This window comes from Bradyrhizobium sp. 25ACV (genome assembly GCF_054863005.1).
Window position 1 is genome coordinate 299,226 of the sequence record NZ_JAVAYO010000009.1, and the last position, 15,652, is coordinate 314,877.

The following is a 15,652-nucleotide window of genomic DNA, read 5'->3' on the forward strand; positions in this document are numbered from 1 at the left end:
AGTAACACCTGCCAGACTCCATCGCTCGCCCTCACTCCGGTCGAAGAAGCGGTCGTATCCAGCGCGAGAACCACTCTTCGGCATCACTTCGCGGATTGCTCGGATCATCCGTCCCGAAAATCGGCGGGGGAACGAGATAGCTCGGCTCATCCGCGAACGCGCCGATCGGCCGGCTCGCCTTCAGTGGCCGGCCATCAGCAGTCGGCCTCGTCCAGTCGCCAAACCGCTCGTTGAATTCGGGGGAATGGAGATATGGGACCGGCGCACTTCCCGATGTGAAGACGCTGTCCGCATTTAACGCGTTCACGCGCATGAGACGGCGAACCTCGGCTGGTGCAACGGCTCCTGCGGCGGGAGCTGTCGGTGCTTGTACGTCCCGGGTAGGCACAGTCCCGCTTGGCCTGTCGGTCCAACTTCCGAAGCGATCTGCGAAGGTGCCAACGTCTATCGGGCCTTGATCGAACGGGTTGCCCGCGGCTTCGGATGCAGCGGAGCGAGATCCCACCGGGCGGCCATCGTTACCGCCCCTGGACCTGTCGTCATTCGGATCGAATGGAGGATAAGGAGACGCCTCTGTGGCGCGTGGACCACCTTTTCCGTCGCCCGCTGGCTGCGCACGAGCAGCCGTTGCGCCCACTAATCCTAGAGCCGCCATTGGGGCCAAAGCCGGCAACAGCGGCAGCAATGCTGGTGTCGCCATGGCCGCCGCGAACAATGCCATGCCGCGCAGAACCGCCGGACCGCCTGCAGGATCATGCGGCATGTTGTACGGGTCCGGTCCCATCAGAGGCGATCCATCCGAAAGCTTAAGCAGATCGCCCGTCTCGGGATGGAATTGCAAAACTTGTGGTGGCGGCGGCATGGCAGCGCTGGGAGGCAATTGACCAAGTCGCTGCTCATCTGGAGACAGCGTTGGGAAGGCCGGCAATCCGCCCGAGAGGCGCGGATCACTCCGTGTTAGCCCTTCTTTCTCGCTTAGATCGGAGTGAGCTGGTTGGGAGTAGCCCGGCAAACGAGTGTCGATTAGGGAGGGAATAAGTCCCGGAAGACCGGGAACAGGGCCGACAGCGGTGGACTGCAGCGAGATTGGAGAACCCTCCGGAAGCCCCTCAAAAATCTTGATTCTCTCTGCCATGGTGAGACCGCTGGTCGGGGACAGAAGCGGAAAACGCAAGGCCGCTTCCCGCTGACCGGCGCGGTCAAACTGGTCGACCGTTTCCTGCATGTGCCGGATCTCTTCTGCATTGTCCGCGGCATATTTCCTCCAGTTTGTGAACCAATTGGAGTTCTCAGCATTTGCCTCCTCAGGCGTCATTCCCTTGGGAGTATTCGGAAACAGATGGCCGTTCGCTAGCGCGTACTTGGCAGCGGCTACAAGCGCGTTCACGTCGGAGGCAATTTCATCCAGCGCACGTGCATCGCCTGCACTGGCCGCGACAAACCTTGGAGACTCTTTGAGCTTTTTCAGAGACTCGCAAAATCCCTCGTAGTACGTTCCGAGATGTCCCCCCGTATGCGGACTCGCACTAAGCTCCGTTGCCAGCCGCTGCTTGGACGGCATCGATATTAGATTTCGAATCGCATCATGGTTGAACCGTCCCCCCAAGAGACCGATGACCGGATGGCCTCGAAATTTCTGCGGCAAAACATGATGATCTTGGAACATGCGACTGCTACTTCCTGGCGCAGAACCGCATCCGAGCTGCTGGTAATCGCAGCCGGCGGATCTGGTCTGAAATGTTTGGTGGATGGCGGGCCGCGAGAGCCGGCCTCTTTGCGTGGACGCTAGATATCCGTGCCGCCGCTGCGCCCGGCATCGCCGCTCGGGAAACAGCGCCTAAAAGGTCGCCGCCTTAAGGTCGGCGTAACGACGGCTGCGCTCCACAATGCTGAAATAAAATCGGGTCATCCGCCGCTCGACTGGAGTCGCAAATGCCTCCGGTAAGAGAGCGATTCAGCGACCAGCCCACGACCGGACAAAGCCAGATCTTCCGCGAATCTCGACGTGAAAAAGCTAAGGACGAAGCCTCTTGAGGTTGCCGTAGGGATCTCCGAATCTCAGACCTCTAACACCAGCAGCTTTACAGGCGTCCTTCATTGTCTGGTCACAAATAATGCGCGACTCTAGAAACCGTGGCCGGAAAATACGGGCCGAGCCAATGGCCTCCTCTCTAAAGACAAAGCTGGAGATCGCCATGTTATCGTACCGCCTGAAATCCGTTCCATCATCCAGGACTTCGACGATCGACTTTTCCTCGTCGATGACATCGAGCCGGCGCACGATATCGCAAAGCCAATAAACAGGCGCCCCCCCCTTCAACGACCGCGTTTCGCACCTCAGGAACGACACACCGTCTCTGTCGACCGCCTCCAGAAGGTTCTTCATCCGATCAGACACGAGCCAAAAATCATGAAATAGCTCCCAATCGACGGGCGGCCGGCCGAGAGATTTGTCGATCAGAAAGCGTGGTGTTTCAGCGAGCGGAGGAAAGCTTCGCTTGCCCCGCGGTGAAAGCAGCACGCGGCCGGCGCCAAGGGCGGCCAAATTCTCAATTTCCAAACCGGGAGGCGTGTGAATTCTGAAATCCAGCCCGACACTATAGAGTTTCGGCGCCTTTGGCTTTCGCCCTTTATTATCGGACGCGGCCATGAATTATTGCTCCTTTCCAATTGCGCTGGGCTCACCGCCAATCGCACGACGCCAGCGACTCTGAAAATGTCCAGCCAATGCAGTGACGCCTTCACGTAGGTTGGATCTCGTTACGCTCAGAAAGTCTTAGAGACGCCGTAAAATCGCACGTAGTCGCGGCGCTGTGTGCTCTGGGTGGCCTCGCAACGGAATTTGCTTTCTCGTCACTCATGATCGAGCCTCGTTGACCATCGCGCCTGCAACGACACCGGGCGGAGACCACGATGAGCTGCGCAACAATAAAGCCCGCGGCATCCCGCGGGCTCGATCCAAACTCTGTCGATGATGCCATTCTGCCAGTGTTTTGCCCGACGTGTCAAACGATCGAGCTCGAGCAGTACAGCAACGTCATATACGGAAGGGAAGCAGCTCATTGAGATCAGCGTTTCAAGTCATCGGTACAGTAGAACACCGGCAAACCTCCAAGCACATCGGAGTTCTCATAACGAACAGCGATGCGCTCGTTCTCGGTTGCCCCGATCGTGTCGCCGTCCTTGACCACGTTTCCGTGCTCGATCAGATACACGGACAGTCCAGCCACTTTTTCGATCATCGCGGCAAGCGTAAGCTTACCCGTCACAAACTCGATCTCACGGCCGACGAACGCGGACAATCCCATCGTGATTGCGCCGATCTTCGCGTCTGATCGGAACGGAAGCGTGTCGATCCACAACGTGAAGGGATAGTCCGGAAATTGCGCAAACGACCAGTTGGACATCTCCAGCCATAGTTGGGCAGGCCGCGCGACCCGGCCCGCCCACACCACGCCGCAACACTCAGGCATCGTCGCAATCAACGCGCCGATGACCGCGGTCGTGACCCGCGCGGCGACCAGCGGCTGTTCGCTTTTACCGAGCATCGATACGATCATATGACCTCGATGCCGGGCGGCCACCGCCTTGCTCTCCGGCCACGTCGTGGCAGCGCGTGCCCACAGTCCCTGATCGTCCGGGATGGGTGCCGGCATCGACATCACGGCGACAAGCTCGTTGCCGCAACGAATGAGCGGCGAGTTTGCTCGAGCCTGCGGTGCACGCCCGTCATCCATCGTCTCCGTTGCCAACTCCGGATGTCGGGCGTGAAGGACCTCAGCAACCGCAGACATGTCCGGCGTCACCGGATGATCCAATAAGACAAAAGCGAGAAGGGAGCTACTCATCGACTGCCCGCGGAATTTTGGGACGAGACACGATCCTTTTGCCCTGCTCGCCCAACAGTTGAAGTGTTTCCCAGTCTAGAACAAAACGGGAACGTTGTCAACCAGCGTTTCTTTGCGTCATATTATGCGGCCGCAGTCCGAGTGCCGACACAGCTCCCAAACGGTCCCCCATGTTCTCAATCCACCCCGACGATCTCACCTCTGAACCAACCCGCCGCCTGCTCGCGCTGCATCTCGCCGGCATGCATGCGAACTCGCCGCCGGGCCACGTGTTCGCGCTCGACCTGTCGGGGCTGCAGGTGCCCGGGGTCACCGTGTGGTCGGTGCGCGAGGGCGACGACGTCGTCGGCATCGGCGCGCTGAAGGAGCTGGAGGACGGCGGCGCCGAGGTGAAGTCGATGCGGACCCACCCCGATCATTTGCGCCGCGGCGTCGCGGCGCTGCTGCTGGACCACATCGTGCGCGAGGCCAGGGCGCGCGGGCTGACCCGGCTGAGCCTGGAGACCGGAAGCGGCCCGGCGTTCGAGCCGGCGCTGGCGCTGTACCGCAAGCGCGGCTTCGTCAACGGCGAGGCGTTCGCCGACTACGAGGCCAGCGCCTTCAACCAATTCCTGCACCTTGCGCTTCGCGCCTGAGCCGGCGCGCGGACGCCGCGCCAGGGAGTGGCCGGCGAAGTTTCCTTCTCGAAGACGTTCAGGGTTGCAGCCGCGAGAGGAGACGTTGTCGATCCTGATCGCGACGTCGCTGATCTTGGCGCATCCGTTCAAGTTCGGCTTCGGCTTTGGCTGTGTCCTGGCCTTGGCGCTTCAAATCAACAATCAGAGCCTCTTGCTCGGCAAGCCGCCGTTCACCTTCGACCACATCGCTCTCGATCCGCCTCAGCTCGTCAAATACTGCAGTCTGGTCCATCACGACTTCGGCGCGAGTGTGTTGCGATTGCATGTCTGCAGAGCAGAAGCACGCGGCATGATTTCTAACTCAGCCAACTTCTCGGATGTTCCGACCGATGCCACAATTTCCCGAACGTCTGACAACCCGCATCGTCAGCTCCCTTCGCGGCAACAGCGACATGCCCCTGATTTCTAGACCTGAAGGGAATGACGGCAGCCCCTGCGGGGGTAAACGACCTGCCTGGCCGACGACTGGCAAGATCGGGGAAAACATGCAATCCTCGGGCAGAAAAACAAAAAACAGAGCCCATCATGAAGGACTTTAAAGCGCAGGCGGAAAAGCTACGGACCGACGCCGCCGAATGCGCGCTCATTCGGGATCTTGCCACCGAGCCGCACAAGCGAGAGCTGTTCAATCGATTGGCAGAGCACCTCGACACTCTCGCAGCGGAGGTCGAAAAGGCCATGGAGGACGAAGCCAAGAGGCTCGCCCGCGGTGCTTGAGATGATCCTATTGTTGCTTGCCTCCGGCGGCGCGCTGCTGGTGGCGATTGTCGCCCTCTTCGAGCTCAAAGCCGCGCGCGAACGAAGGCGGATGGCACTGAAGGGCCGTTACCGCGGGAACGTCCAGGCTGACCGCGGGATTCCGGAATAGGAACGAGGCGACGCTCGACAGGTTAGTCCAGCCCGTGGAGGGCGCGATGAAGCTTCTGGTCGAATATCTGGAGCGAGCTGTTCAGCTTGAACGTTTGGCAGCGACCGAACGCGATGCGGGCTTCAAAGATCAACTGCTTGCACAGGCGCTGGCGTATCGGAAGCTGGCCGCCAAACGGGCAAAGGATTATGGGCTGCCGGCCCCGAGTCCGTCCGAACTGGCGAGCTAACTGACATCGCGCCTGGACGAGGCGCGGCGCGCCATCGAAGAGTACGCCGCAGACCTCCGCGAGATCATCATGAAGCTGCGGCAGAAGTTGTGACGCTCCTGAGGGAGCGGACAGAGAGGTTCTTTCTGTGTCCGCTGCGAGGCACGCCAGGCCAGCGACAGGAACAGTCGACCGTCCAGCGGTGTTGGCCTAAAGGGCGCCTGCCCTTTGGAGCCGCTACAGTGCGAACTTCCCTCAAATCGCTCGTGTCCATCTACGTGCGCTTGAAGAATCGGCGAGCGCTCGAGCAGATGAGAGAACTCCGGCGCAAGCTGCTTGATGACCTCCATAACTCGCCGAACCACGACGCCCGCCGTGCTCTTCACGATGATCTGCGAACGATTGAAGATGGACTTAAGCAACTCCTCGCCTGACGGGATTGAAGGTGAGCGCCCTGAATAGAGCAGCGAAGTTCTTGACGCTGCCGATTGCCGCAGGCTCGCTGAAGCGTACCGCTCTCGCGCGGAGGCGTGGTGACCGAATGCGTGGAAGATGCCGCCTCGGAAAAAACCGGGAGGAAATGGAACTCGGCGCGCTGCTCCCACTTGATATTTTTAATTTGATTTAATTCTATTTAAAGCGTTAATTCCTTTTGCTGCATCCGGGAGGACTTTGCCATGCCAGATCAAGACGACGACCGCCGCGAATTTCTCAAGACGTGTGGAAAGTTCGCCGCCGTGACACCGCCGACCATCACACTGTTGCTCTCGACCTCCCTCACCTCCAATGCAATTGCGCAATCTGGTGGAAGGCCGGTCAGCGGCAACAATGGCTGGGGCAACGGCGGCAACGATGGCACCCCCAACGGGAAGGACGATAACGGCCGCTGAGCGGACGCGCGACCTCCGGAACAAGACGCGATGCCGCCCAGGCGCCGCGATATGGATCAGCAATTCGCACCTTTATCGTTTCGCTGGTATGGCTAGTGATACTGGTTGCGGCACTTCTGCTATTCCGAGGGCAATCCTGAACGCACACATAGGCTGGTTTGGCCATCGTCGGGGTGCTCGCCGTCCTGTGGCTAAATCAGGCGCCCGCGCCGGCGCGTTTCGAACCCTAGCGCTGGTTCGAATTTCCCAGTGGTCTGGTTGGGTCGAGGCGCGAAAAAAGGCCCCAGCTCCTTTGGCAACGGGGCGGTGGAACTGGGGCCAGCGGGGTAAGCCCTTGGGGAAGGGCATCGGGAAAACCTGGCAATTGGCAAAGCGTTCCGCGCTGCTTGGCACTGCACCGCAAGCGCGGCCTCGTCAACGGCGAGGCGTTCGCCGATGACCAGGCGAGCGCCCTCAACCAAAATCCTGCAGCTTGCGCTTCGCGCCTGAGCCGGCGCGCGGACGCCACGCTTCGGCGACCATTGAGGAAAAATCAAAACTGCTTCGGCGGCTGCAAGCCGGGCGACCGTAGCCATTCGCTCATGTGCGAGCCGGTCTCGGCCTGTCGGGCCTTTCGTAGCAGTTCCTCGCGAGCCGCCCCAGGTGGAAGCAATGCGGCTTTAGCACGTAGGCGAGTCGCTTGTTCGGCAAGACGGACCTCCAGGGTGGTTGTCTGTTTGAACCGACGCCGCTCACTCATCGCTCAACCTCCGAATACGGGTTCCTAATCCGTCAACGGGACTGCCGATCTAATATCCTAATATGCAGATACACTGCTGTCGGTTCCAAAGTTGGATTCAAATTAGCTCCGGCGGCCAACTATGGCGGACTTACGCCAAGCTCTTGAATGGCCAGTGCCGACAACTGCTTCGCCTCGCGAACGCCGCGCTGCTCCAGTTCTATGATCTTTTTTGCGATCAGGTCCGCGATTGGGTCGTTGCGGTCAACCAGACAAAGCGCGTGCAAAGTGCGCTCATAGGCGTCCGTCAATATCGTTATTTCCTCCGGGCCCAACGGAGAGTTCTGTAACAGGCGGTCGATGGTCATTTGGGGCTCAGCTCCGGACCCATTATGGCGCCCGAAAATCCAAATAGGACACAGCTAAATTCAGCTTGGGATACTCGGGGGGAGATCCCGCAGTGCAAACAGAAGCGGGCATCAGTGACCGGATTCGGCCAGCACCCACGCATCAGCCGGCATCCGCGTCCGGCTTCCGCTCTTTCGGAGGCGCGGTGATGTTTGGCCGGTGATGTCCTGCAAACGACCAGAGGTGGCTTTGGTCCAAAAGTGAACTTAACTCTCGTGTCGCACTCAAATTGAGTAAGTGGCTCAAAGGGCTGATTTTGCACTCGAAAATTTAATTTACGGACATACCAAATGATACAGACTCGGCACCGCTGGCGGCGTACGGTTAAGCATCACCGCAAGGCTCGTGGCATTTATCGGTGATGAGAACGCCGTTTGCGCTCCCGCCTCCTCGAACAGGAGAAGCGCCATGCTGACGCGGCGTCGTTTCAAACAGACCAAAACTCTCACCGAAAGACTCGCCGACGAAGCCACGCGCTGTCGCGAGGAAGCACGCGCGCTCTCGCCGGGACGACGTCGCGAGATGCTGTTGCGCCGGGCGCGGCAGGACGAGACGGCCATGCAGATCGAGGCCTGGCTGCGCTCCCCCGGCCTGAGGGCACCGACATGATGCAGCAATATCGCGCTTACCTCATCGGCGAGAACGGCGTCTTCCGCTCCGCCGAAGCGTTCGAGGCCCCGTCGGATTCCTCCGCTCTCAGCTTCGCACGACAGTACACCCGCCATGGCAAGGTCGAGGTGTGGCAGCTTGGCCGGAAGATCGCCGTGCTGGATCCCGAGCAGTCGCCGCCGGGCGCGTTGACGCGTCAATGATCGCCTGATTGCGATCGCGAGCTCGGCGTCTCGATCTCGAACCAGAATGTCAGCTGCATGACGGGACCGCTGGCGTCGCGAACGTCGATCGCCATCGTCTGCCTGCCGCCCGTGGGCGGCGCGGAGAGGACGGCATCGCGCGCCATGTCGGCAAGCGACTTGGCGGCCTCGGCCCGAACGGCGCGCGGGCTGGCCAATTCCAGCCCTTCCTCGTCGAGCGCAATTCCCTGGTGGTCACGAAGGTCGAAGTAGTAACGCGGCATCGTTGCATCCCTTTGTCCTAATAGGTCCGGGACGGGCAAAGGTTTCAATGCGACGAGAAATTCGCTTGGGATCAATGGGTTCCGGGAACGCCGCCGAAGTCGATCCGGCAGGACCGGGACTGTGCCTGCTTGCGCAGTCCCCTACTCCTCCGCCAGTTTGTGCTCGATATAGGCATCCACCGTCTCGGCGAACGAGCGCTGCACGCCGACCGCCACATCGTGCTGGTCGAGTGCGTCGCGCTGGAGCACGCGCAGGCCGCGCCCGCGGGCGCTGAGCGGCGCCGTGTTCAGATACTGATCGATGGCGCCTTTGGCGAGCGGGATGGCCTTGGGATCGCCCCTGGCGATCAGGAGCCTGAGCAGGCTCTGGCATTCGGCCAAACCTGGCATGGGTTCAGCCTCTTTACCTTTGCTGCGATTTCGGCTTCGGCCGCTGCACCGGCTGGGTGTGGGTGCCGAACAGCGCCAGCAGGAACGCGACTTCTTCCTTCGAACCGATGGATCATGATTGTCTCTCCTCTTCGCTCCGTTGGTCGGGACGAGCGGGCGCGGAGTTCAGGACGATCTGGTTTCAGCAATGTTTCAGCCGTGTTTCGTCGGACGGGCGGCTCGGGGTGCCGCCTGCTTGTGTCCACAATTGAACATGGTCACCGCGAGCTCATCTGCGCGGCAAGCGGACGAGGCATCACCTACAAAAAGCCCGCGCGGATCGCTCCACGCGGGCTTCTGCTTGACGCTTGCGCAACCCCAGCAAGGTGGGCCGTGGGTGCGCCAGGCACCCGCGGCGTCCATTCTCAGTGCATATGGCCAATCAGATAAACGCCGCCACCGATCACGATCACGGCCGGGACGGCCCAAAGCAAAAGTACAGGCATCTGTCCTTACTCCTCAGTTCGACGTGCAGACCTTGACGGTCTTCATGCCGGCCTCGGCTTCAGTCCTGGTCTTGTACACGGTGTCACCGCTGACGACGGTCGTTTCCGTGGTCGTCGGCTTCGCCTCGGTGATGGTGCACTTCTTGGTCTTGACGTCCTGCACCACGTAGAACGACTGCGCGAATGCGGGAGCCGCAAATGACGTCAACACGGCTGCGGCAATGATGGTCTTGATGTTCATCGTGTCCTCCTCCAGCAGTCCGGTCATCCGGACCTGTCTTCTTCAAACATACAAAATTACCACTTGTTCCCGATCTCGCCCGAACCAAGTCCCGCTGCCTGCGTTGACGCGGAAACTGGAGGCTTCGATGCTGGATGTGAGACTTGTGACGACCTCGCTGGCGATGCTGATTGCACTCTTGTCCGTGGCTCTGGCCGAACCTGCCAGGGAGCAAGCCCGGCCTGCTGGTCAAGGCTCCGCTGAGGCTCGTCCGATCCGCGTCATCCTTCCCGCACCCTGGGAGCCCGCCAGGACGCAAGCCGACGCACAATCGTCGAAGTGACGCGGCCGCTTTCCGCCTCGCTCACATGCGGGCCTTCGAATTAGCCGTTTTCAGCGGCTTGCGCCTCTGAATGACAAGCCGCAAGGCGATGCCGTGCTGCCAGGCACGCACTCTCACCGCCGCTTCGCTTCGATTGAGCTCACCTGCAATTTCGTCCGGCCGCCGGCCTGCTTCCGCCAATGCCTTCAATCGCTCGTGGTCTTGCGCAGTCCATTTCATCAACAGCGGGTAGCCAGATTGCATGATGGGAGCCGCCTCGATTTCCGGCGCGACAATGGACCGGCGCAGTTGAGGTTTCGGGGAGCGAAAATGCCGGGGCCGTCAGCGCGCCAACTCAACGCGCGCGCCGGCTATCATCCGCCCCTCACGCCTTCGTGCCGTATCAATTGATGCGGCGGCTGAAATAAATCTGCCAACGGCATCCGCAGGGTGCGCATAAACGGGACAAACCGGCAGACGTTCCTAAACTGGTTCGATGCAAACGCGCGTTTCGCGCGAGGCAGACTGCGGCACTCGGCATCTGCAAACGTAAGCAACCAATTCGAATCTCACTTGTTGTCGCCGGCACATTCACCTGCCGGAGGACAAAAAAATGCGACGACTTACTCTACTTGCCACGACCATTCTGCTGCTCGGAGCGGTGCCCGCTAGCGCGCAATCGCAGCCTGCCCAGAGCGGACCGGGCAACAACGCCGTGAACAGCTCGGACCAGAACAACTCGAACAAGCCGGTCGCCGGCCGCAACAGCTTCACCGAGGGGCAGGCCAAATCGCGGATCGAGGATGCCGGTTATTCCAACGTCTCCGGCCTGCACAAGGACAACGAGGGCGTCTGGCGCGGCAAGGCCGACAAGGCCGGCAGCAAGAGCGACGTCAGCGTCGACTTCCAGGGCAACGTGAACCCCACCAAGTAACAAGCAAATCGCGAGGAGATCTCACAATGACCGTCACCATCTCACGTCTTTACGACAATTACTCCGATGCCGAACGTGCCGTGACCCGGCTCGAAGGCGCCGGCGTGCCGCATTCCGATATCAGCATCGTCGCCAACAATTCGGACAATTGGTACGGCTCGCGGTCCGGCAAGGTCGACCGCGATCGCGACGGCGTCGACGATCGCGCTGAAGGCGCCGGGACCGGAGCCGGCATCGGCGCCGGCCTCGGCGGCGCAGCCGGCCTGCTCGCCGGGCTCGGCCTGCTGGCGATCCCCGGCCTCGGGCCGGTCGTCGCGGCAGGCTGGCTCGCCTCGACCGCCGTCGGCGCGGCTGCCGGCGCGGCCACGGGCGGCATCGTCGGCGCCCTGACGCAGGCCGGCGTCTCCAGGGAAGATGCCTCGCGTTATGCCGAGGGCATTCGCCGCGGCGGCACGCTGGTGTCGGCCAGGGTGCCCGACCAGGACCGCTCACGCCTCGATGCGCTTCTCCACGAGAAGTCCGTGAACCTGCAGGATCGCAGCGCGGCCTGGCAGAAAGCCGGCTGGACCGACTTCGATGCCGCAAGCCCGCCCTTGTCTCCCGAGGACATCGGCCGCGAGCGCGAGCTCTACGGCGTGGGCACGCGGCGATAGGCCATCCCACACCCACCACGACAAAGGCCCCGCGACGCGGGGCCTTTTTTGATGAGGAAAGTGGCTATCAGCGCAGGGCCACCACGTCCCGATTCTCTCATCCTGCGGATGCTTTGCCCGACAGATCAAACTTTAACTCAAATGCAGCAAAGCGGATTTGGCGAAATGCAATCTCTTCGCGCCATGCTGGGACATGTGCTTGCGCGAATGCAATCGGGAAAGCGTCGGAGAGATTGCCATGTACTACGTCGCCGCTGCATTGCTGGTGCTGTCGGGACTGTTCTACTCCGCGAGCCATCACGAGATCGGCTCGTTCGGCGTCACCATGTGCAGCTATGGCGGCGCATTCTGCGATAACCCGCTGATCGTCTTTTCCGGCGCGGCGCTGGCCGCGGCCTGGGGCATGTTCGTCAGCGTGAAGTAGCGCGGCCGACGTCCTTCATCCCCAACGTTCAAAGGCCCGCCGCCGGGGCAAGCAGCCTCGCGGACTGACTTGAGCTTGCGAGAATTTGGACTGCGGGAATTTTTGCGATGATGGCAATCTATACCTGTTTTGCCCGACAGTCAAGTCGATTTAGCATTATCAGAAATCGATAGGGCGCCCGCGCGGCGAGGAACTTTCGTTCTCCGATTAGCATTTGCTGTGAAAGCATCTGCCCCGATGAGGTCTCCTTTCATGAGCGACAGCGCTGTCACGCCGACGAAATCCGCGCCGACGCTGCTGCAAAGGCTGGGGCCGGGCCTCATCACCGGAGCTGCCGACGACGATCCCTCGGGCATCGCCACCTACTCGCAAGCCGGCGCGCAATTCGGCTACGGGCTGCTCTGGACGGTGTTTCTGACCACGCCGTTCATGATCGCCATCCAGCTCGTCAGCGCGCAGATCGGCCGGGTCACCGGCAAGGGGCTTGCCGCCAACGTCATGAAGCTCGCGCCACGTTGGGCGGTGCTGAGCCTGGTCGCCATGCTCGTTGCCGCCAACACGTTCAACATCGCCGCCGACATCGCCGCGATGGCCGAGGCGCTTTCGCTGGTCATCGGCGGCCTCAACCACGAGCACGCGCTGATCTTCGCGGCGGGCTCGACCCTGCTCCAGGTATTCCTGCCCTATCGCCGCTATTCGCCGGTGCTGAAATTCCTCACCCTGGCGCTGTTCGCCTATGTCGCGACCGCCTTCACCGTCAAGATCCCGTGGAGCACGGCGCTGCTCGCCGCGGTCTGGCCCGAGGCGAACGTCACCGGCGATTATTTTCTGATGGTCGTCGCCGTGCTCGGCACCACCATCAGCCCCTATCTGTTCTTCTGGCAGGCCTCGCAGGAGGTCGAGGAGATGAATCAGGGCGAGCGCGACAAGCCGCTTCGCGAGCTCAAGCGCGGCGGCACCCACGAGCTCGATCGCATCAAGACGGACACCATCTCCGGCATGCTGCTGTCCAATGGCATCGCCTTCTTCATCATTCTCACCACCGCATCGGTCCTGCACGCCAACGGCGTCACCAAGATCAATTCGGCGACGGAGGCGGCCGAAGCGCTGCGGCCGCTGGCCGGCGATTTCACCTTCGCGCTGTTTGCGATCGGCATCATCGGCACGGGCCTGCTCGCGATCCCGGTGCTGGCAGGCTCGGCCGCCTACGGCGTCGCGGAGATCTTCGGCTGGCGTGCCACGCTGGAGGCCAAGCCCGACGAAGCCGCCGGCTTCTACACCATCATCGCCGCGGCAACCATCATCGGCTTCGGCCTCGGCTTCACGGGCATCGACTCCATCCACATGCTGGTGTGGAGCGCGGTGCTGAACGGCATCGTCGCCGTGCCCATCATGGCGATGATGATGCTGATCGTCTCGAGCCGCGCGATCATGGGCCGCTTCAGGGCCCGGTCATGGCTGATCGCGCTGGGCTGGCTCGGCACCGCGCTGATGGCGCTGGCCGTCCTCGCTTTGCTCGGCTCGTCGGTGATCGGCTGAGGTCAGAGCGGCGACAACGCCGCCGAGATCTGCGAGGCGGCTCCACTCATCCTGAGCAGCGAAGCTACGGCGTCACGGGGTTGACGGTCGGCGACGTCTTGGGTCCCGGCCGTGACGGCTCGATCGGTGATTTCGGGTTGGTCGGGAGCACCGCGGCACCGGCGGCCCGTGCCGCTTCTCCCGTAGTCGCATACATCGCAATATGGGCCGGCTGGGTCTTGGCGCGGCTCCAGGGGCCGTGATCGACAATCAGCATTGCCGCAATCGTCACGCCAGCCACGATCAGCGCGATCACACCGGGATGGCGGAGGGCGGCAGAGATGGAGCTCGCGAAACGAGTGTTTGTCATCGAAAGATCCGCTGTTGTCCTCATGCAGGGTTAATTCAATGGCGTCCCTCCCGGTTCCCTACATCCTTCGGGCGGGCGGTTCCAGCGTGCAGAGGCCACGATCTGCGGTCGGGAAATCGACCCGGCCCGGCACCGCATTGCCGAACCGAGTGTATAACTTCAATACACGTGGCTGAGTGTGAAGCGCCGCTGCAAGCGGCTCCGGTGTGGGTCGGCATGAAAAGGGCCTCCAGATGGAGGCCCTCGATCTCGAGAACGTTGCGTCCTGTCAGTTGTAGTCCGAATATTTGAACTGCGGGAGAGCCTTCAGCTGCTCCTTGTTTCCGCTCATGACGGCGTGATCGGGGACCCAATCATTGGTGTTGCGGGTCGTGGCGTTGGTCGAAGCCGCGCCGGTGGTCGTCTCGCGCGACGTCGTCGAAGTGCTGGTCGAGCTGGTCCGCACGGGCTCTTCCACGAACTTCAGCTTGTCCATCGAGACGGCGATGTCGTGCTCGCCCATTCCCAGGAAGCCACCGATGCCGATCACCACCGCGTTGATCTTGCCGCTCTTGTCGACGAGCAGTTCGTTGATGTCGCCGAGCTTCTCATTGGCTTCGTTATAGACGTCTAGGCCCATGAGCTTCGAGGCGCGCCAATTGTCCTTGAGCATCATCTTATCGGCCGGCTGTGCGGTAGCAGCCGGAGCCGCTCGATCAGCCGGCGGAGTGGATTGCGCGAACGCAGCGCCGCCGATCAGAGCGCTGCTGATCAGAGCTGCGGCGAAAGTGGTTTTCATCATCGTCTCCTCCAGTGAGTCAGCATCCACATGGATGCCTGGCCGCCAACGCCTGGATATTCCACTTGTTCCCGGTTTGGCACTCAGCGAGCGGAGCCCCAAGCCCGGCGGTCCGATCTAGCTCCCGAACATGATGCGCAAGGCGATCACGATGACCGCCGAGACGAGAAAGGAAATCGCCAGCAGCGTCCAACTCGGCCTTGTGCTTCCGCGGGCCACGCGGGCAACGAGCATCTTCATGTCCGTCAACATTCGCCCTGGGGAAGCCGGTGCAGGTAGGCTATCCCGAAGCTGGCGAGTTCTTCGGCATCGCTTTCGCGCTCTTCCCATCTGCAAAAAAGGCCGCGCTCCGAACGGGCGCGGCCTTTTCCTTTACAACACTTGCGAACTTTTCCGCTCACCACCATCCGCCGGACGACGGGTCGTGCCGCTCGAAGGCAAGCCGTCGCTCGGATGCGCTTTTCGATGATTTGGCCGAGCGCTTCGGATGCGTACGGGCCTCTGCGGAGACGCGGAGGGCCGGTTCTTTCTTGATCTGGTCGGACGTTGCTGCAGGCATGGCGGCCATGGCTTCACGCATTTGCTGCCGCGGTTCTTCAGGAATCGGATCGGCCTGCGCGATCTCAGGCATATCGGCGCGCGGTCGCGTATCGAAGACAATCTTCTCCGGTAGCTTCCTTGCCGATGCGATCCGGATGATGGTTCTGTCAGGATCTGCCGTCGCTGCAAGCTCGCCCGGAGCCGGCAAATACCGGTCGGCAGCGAACAGCAAGGCCAGCAGGACCCCGCCGACGAAGGCGAAGTATCGAATGATCGGCATGACAGCCGCTCGCAAGCAAGAATAAGGGGGAAGGTATTGGGCGGGG

The 15,652-nt window shown here is 61.4% G+C and carries 24 protein-coding genes; 12 read left to right on the forward strand and 12 right to left on the reverse strand.

What is annotated here, in order from left to right:
- Positions 1–31: 31 nt before the first annotated feature.
- The 3 genes from RAD04_RS22530 to RAD04_RS22540 form a co-directional block, all read right to left on the reverse strand.
- Positions 32–1,666 carry a hypothetical protein gene (locus RAD04_RS22530; protein WP_461625514.1) on the reverse strand — a complete coding sequence of 545 codons (1,635 nt, stop codon included), beginning with the start codon at positions 1,664–1,666 and terminating at the stop codon, positions 32–34.
- 348 nt (positions 1,667–2,014) lie between these two features.
- The gene (locus tag RAD04_RS22535; protein WP_461625515.1) at positions 2,015–2,650 is read right to left on the reverse strand and encodes an imm11 family protein; all 636 of its coding nucleotides are present in this window, start codon (positions 2,648–2,650) and stop codon (positions 2,015–2,017) included.
- A 418-nt stretch (positions 2,651–3,068) separates the two neighbouring features.
- A complete protein-coding gene (locus tag RAD04_RS22540; RefSeq protein ID WP_461625516.1) occupies positions 3,069–3,848 on the reverse strand; it encodes a DUF4261 domain-containing protein in 780 nt (259 codons plus the stop codon).
- Between the two features lie 170 nt (positions 3,849–4,018).
- Here RAD04_RS22540 and RAD04_RS22545 point away from each other — a divergent pair, with 170 nt between their 5' ends.
- From RAD04_RS22545 to RAD04_RS22570, 6 genes are all read left to right on the forward strand, one after another.
- Positions 4,019–4,483, forward strand: a complete 465-nt coding sequence (locus tag RAD04_RS22545) for a GNAT family N-acetyltransferase (protein ID WP_461625517.1) — start codon at positions 4,019–4,021, stop codon at positions 4,481–4,483.
- A gap of 85 nt (positions 4,484–4,568) precedes the next feature.
- Positions 4,569–4,934 (forward strand): hypothetical protein, encoded by a 366-nt coding sequence (locus tag RAD04_RS22550; RefSeq protein WP_461625518.1) that lies wholly within the window; start codon positions 4,569–4,571, stop codon positions 4,932–4,934.
- Positions 4,935–5,050: 116 nt separating this feature from the next.
- The gene (locus RAD04_RS22555; protein WP_461625574.1) at positions 5,051–5,242 is read left to right on the forward strand and encodes a hypothetical protein; all 192 of its coding nucleotides are present in this window, start codon (positions 5,051–5,053) and stop codon (positions 5,240–5,242) included.
- Complete coding sequence (locus RAD04_RS22560) at positions 5,235–5,393, forward strand: hypothetical protein (protein ID WP_461625519.1); 159 nt, start codon at positions 5,235–5,237, stop codon at positions 5,391–5,393. Before RAD04_RS22555 ends, RAD04_RS22560 begins: the two co-directional genes overlap by 8 nt.
- Before the next feature lie 46 nt (positions 5,394–5,439).
- On the forward strand, positions 5,440–5,622 hold the full coding sequence (locus RAD04_RS22565; protein WP_461625520.1) for a hypothetical protein: 183 nt from the start codon (positions 5,440–5,442) through the stop codon (positions 5,620–5,622).
- A 656-nt stretch (positions 5,623–6,278) separates the two neighbouring features.
- Entirely contained in the window at positions 6,279–6,491 is a 213-nt protein-coding gene (locus RAD04_RS22570; protein WP_461625521.1) for a hypothetical protein, read from the forward strand.
- Positions 6,492–7,023: 532 nt separating this feature from the next.
- Here the strand turns inward: RAD04_RS22570 and RAD04_RS22575 are convergent.
- Together RAD04_RS22575 and RAD04_RS22580 are read right to left on the reverse strand one after the other, a co-directional pair.
- Entirely contained in the window at positions 7,024–7,230 is a 207-nt protein-coding gene (locus tag RAD04_RS22575; protein WP_461625522.1) for a hypothetical protein, read from the reverse strand.
- 119 nt (positions 7,231–7,349) lie between these two features.
- Positions 7,350–7,577 carry a hypothetical protein gene (locus tag RAD04_RS22580; protein WP_461625523.1) on the reverse strand — a complete coding sequence of 76 codons (228 nt, stop codon included), beginning with the start codon at positions 7,575–7,577 and terminating at the stop codon, positions 7,350–7,352.
- Between the two features lie 448 nt (positions 7,578–8,025).
- Between RAD04_RS22580 and RAD04_RS22585 the strand changes: the two genes are divergently transcribed.
- Entirely contained in the window at positions 8,026–8,226 is a 201-nt protein-coding gene (locus RAD04_RS22585; RefSeq protein WP_028142616.1) for a hypothetical protein, read from the forward strand.
- Positions 8,223–8,429, forward strand: coding sequence for a hypothetical protein (locus tag RAD04_RS22590; protein WP_461625524.1), 207 nt, complete (start codon positions 8,223–8,225; stop codon positions 8,427–8,429). Before RAD04_RS22585 ends, RAD04_RS22590 begins: the two co-directional genes overlap by 4 nt.
- Here the strand turns inward: RAD04_RS22590 and RAD04_RS22595 are convergent.
- From RAD04_RS22595 to RAD04_RS22610, 4 genes are all read right to left on the reverse strand, one after another.
- Positions 8,423–8,692, reverse strand: coding sequence for a DUF6894 family protein (locus RAD04_RS22595; protein ID WP_461625525.1), 270 nt, complete (start codon positions 8,690–8,692; stop codon positions 8,423–8,425). The two genes, RAD04_RS22590 and RAD04_RS22595, sit on opposite strands and share 7 nt — an antisense overlap.
- 141 nt (positions 8,693–8,833) lie before the next feature.
- Positions 8,834–9,082 carry a hypothetical protein gene (locus RAD04_RS22600; RefSeq protein ID WP_018319193.1) on the reverse strand — a complete coding sequence of 83 codons (249 nt, stop codon included), beginning with the start codon at positions 9,080–9,082 and terminating at the stop codon, positions 8,834–8,836.
- Positions 9,083–9,580: 498 nt separating this feature from the next.
- Entirely contained in the window at positions 9,581–9,808 is a 228-nt protein-coding gene (locus RAD04_RS22605; protein ID WP_091965624.1) for a hypothetical protein, read from the reverse strand.
- Positions 9,809–10,151: 343 nt separating this feature from the next.
- Complete coding sequence (locus RAD04_RS22610) at positions 10,152–10,373, reverse strand: hypothetical protein (RefSeq protein ID WP_461625526.1); 222 nt, start codon at positions 10,371–10,373, stop codon at positions 10,152–10,154.
- Between the two features lie 349 nt (positions 10,374–10,722).
- Here RAD04_RS22610 and RAD04_RS22615 point away from each other — a divergent pair, with 349 nt between their 5' ends.
- The 4 genes from RAD04_RS22615 to RAD04_RS22630 all read left to right on the forward strand — a co-directional run bounded on the left by RAD04_RS22615 (position 10,723) and on the right by RAD04_RS22630 (position 13,659).
- Positions 10,723–11,043, forward strand: coding sequence for a hypothetical protein (locus RAD04_RS22615; RefSeq protein ID WP_461625527.1), 321 nt, complete (start codon positions 10,723–10,725; stop codon positions 11,041–11,043).
- A gap of 26 nt (positions 11,044–11,069) precedes the next feature.
- Positions 11,070–11,696, forward strand: coding sequence for a hypothetical protein (locus tag RAD04_RS22620; RefSeq protein WP_461625528.1), 627 nt, complete (start codon positions 11,070–11,072; stop codon positions 11,694–11,696).
- Positions 11,697–11,934: 238 nt separating this feature from the next.
- Complete coding sequence (locus tag RAD04_RS22625) at positions 11,935–12,120, forward strand: hypothetical protein (RefSeq protein ID WP_020508701.1); 186 nt, start codon at positions 11,935–11,937, stop codon at positions 12,118–12,120.
- A 252-nt stretch (positions 12,121–12,372) separates the two neighbouring features.
- A complete protein-coding gene (locus RAD04_RS22630; protein WP_461625529.1) occupies positions 12,373–13,659 on the forward strand; it encodes an NRAMP family divalent metal transporter in 1,287 nt (428 codons plus the stop codon).
- Between the two features lie 64 nt (positions 13,660–13,723).
- On the opposite strand, the gene RAD04_RS22635 is transcribed toward RAD04_RS22630, so the two are convergent.
- The 3 genes from RAD04_RS22635 to RAD04_RS22645 form a co-directional block, all read right to left on the reverse strand.
- The gene (locus RAD04_RS22635; protein ID WP_028142626.1) at positions 13,724–14,008 is read right to left on the reverse strand and encodes a hypothetical protein; all 285 of its coding nucleotides are present in this window, start codon (positions 14,006–14,008) and stop codon (positions 13,724–13,726) included.
- Between the two features lie 268 nt (positions 14,009–14,276).
- Complete coding sequence (locus RAD04_RS22640) at positions 14,277–14,789, reverse strand: PRC-barrel domain-containing protein (protein WP_461625530.1); 513 nt, start codon at positions 14,787–14,789, stop codon at positions 14,277–14,279.
- 394 nt (positions 14,790–15,183) lie between these two features.
- Positions 15,184–15,606 carry a hypothetical protein gene (locus RAD04_RS22645; protein ID WP_461625531.1) on the reverse strand — a complete coding sequence of 141 codons (423 nt, stop codon included), beginning with the start codon at positions 15,604–15,606 and terminating at the stop codon, positions 15,184–15,186.
- Positions 15,607–15,652 lie beyond the last annotated feature (46 nt).

Bases quoted from the DNA above. Each gene is read 5' to 3' on its own strand.
- RAD04_RS22530 (WP_461625514.1), bottom strand. From the start codon at position 1,666: ATGTTCCAAGATCATCATGTTTTGCCGCAGAAATTTCGAGGCCATCCG.
- RAD04_RS22535 (WP_461625515.1), bottom strand. From the start codon at position 2,650: ATGGCCGCGTCCGATAATAAAGGGCGAAAGCCAAAGGCGCCGAAACTC.
- RAD04_RS22540 (WP_461625516.1), bottom strand. From the start codon at position 3,848: ATGAGTAGCTCCCTTCTCGCTTTTGTCTTATTGGATCATCCGGTGACG.
- RAD04_RS22545 (WP_461625517.1), top strand. From the start codon at position 4,019: ATGTTCTCAATCCACCCCGACGATCTCACCTCTGAACCAACCCGCCGC.
- RAD04_RS22555 (WP_461625574.1), top strand. From the start codon at position 5,051: ATGAAGGACTTTAAAGCGCAGGCGGAAAAGCTACGGACCGACGCCGCC.
- RAD04_RS22565 (WP_461625520.1), top strand. From the start codon at position 5,440: ATGAAGCTTCTGGTCGAATATCTGGAGCGAGCTGTTCAGCTTGAACGT.
- RAD04_RS22570 (WP_461625521.1), top strand. From the start codon at position 6,279: ATGCCAGATCAAGACGACGACCGCCGCGAATTTCTCAAGACGTGTGGA.
- RAD04_RS22575 (WP_461625522.1), bottom strand. From the start codon at position 7,230: ATGAGTGAGCGGCGTCGGTTCAAACAGACAACCACCCTGGAGGTCCGT.
- RAD04_RS22580 (WP_461625523.1), bottom strand. From the start codon at position 7,577: ATGACCATCGACCGCCTGTTACAGAACTCTCCGTTGGGCCCGGAGGAA.
- RAD04_RS22585 (WP_028142616.1), top strand. From the start codon at position 8,026: ATGCTGACGCGGCGTCGTTTCAAACAGACCAAAACTCTCACCGAAAGA.
- RAD04_RS22590 (WP_461625524.1), top strand. From the start codon at position 8,223: ATGATGCAGCAATATCGCGCTTACCTCATCGGCGAGAACGGCGTCTTC.
- RAD04_RS22595 (WP_461625525.1), bottom strand. From the start codon at position 8,692: ATGCCGCGTTACTACTTCGACCTTCGTGACCACCAGGGAATTGCGCTC.
- RAD04_RS22600 (WP_018319193.1), bottom strand. From the start codon at position 9,082: ATGCCAGGTTTGGCCGAATGCCAGAGCCTGCTCAGGCTCCTGATCGCC.
- RAD04_RS22605 (WP_091965624.1), bottom strand. From the start codon at position 9,808: ATGAACATCAAGACCATCATTGCCGCAGCCGTGTTGACGTCATTTGCG.
- RAD04_RS22610 (WP_461625526.1), bottom strand. From the start codon at position 10,373: ATGCAATCTGGCTACCCGCTGTTGATGAAATGGACTGCGCAAGACCAC.
- RAD04_RS22615 (WP_461625527.1), top strand. From the start codon at position 10,723: ATGCGACGACTTACTCTACTTGCCACGACCATTCTGCTGCTCGGAGCG.
- RAD04_RS22620 (WP_461625528.1), top strand. From the start codon at position 11,070: ATGACCGTCACCATCTCACGTCTTTACGACAATTACTCCGATGCCGAA.
- RAD04_RS22625 (WP_020508701.1), top strand. From the start codon at position 11,935: ATGTACTACGTCGCCGCTGCATTGCTGGTGCTGTCGGGACTGTTCTAC.
- RAD04_RS22630 (WP_461625529.1), top strand. From the start codon at position 12,373: ATGAGCGACAGCGCTGTCACGCCGACGAAATCCGCGCCGACGCTGCTG.
- RAD04_RS22635 (WP_028142626.1), bottom strand. From the start codon at position 14,008: ATGACAAACACTCGTTTCGCGAGCTCCATCTCTGCCGCCCTCCGCCAT.
- RAD04_RS22640 (WP_461625530.1), bottom strand. From the start codon at position 14,789: ATGATGAAAACCACTTTCGCCGCAGCTCTGATCAGCAGCGCTCTGATC.
- RAD04_RS22645 (WP_461625531.1), bottom strand. From the start codon at position 15,606: ATGCCGATCATTCGATACTTCGCCTTCGTCGGCGGGGTCCTGCTGGCC.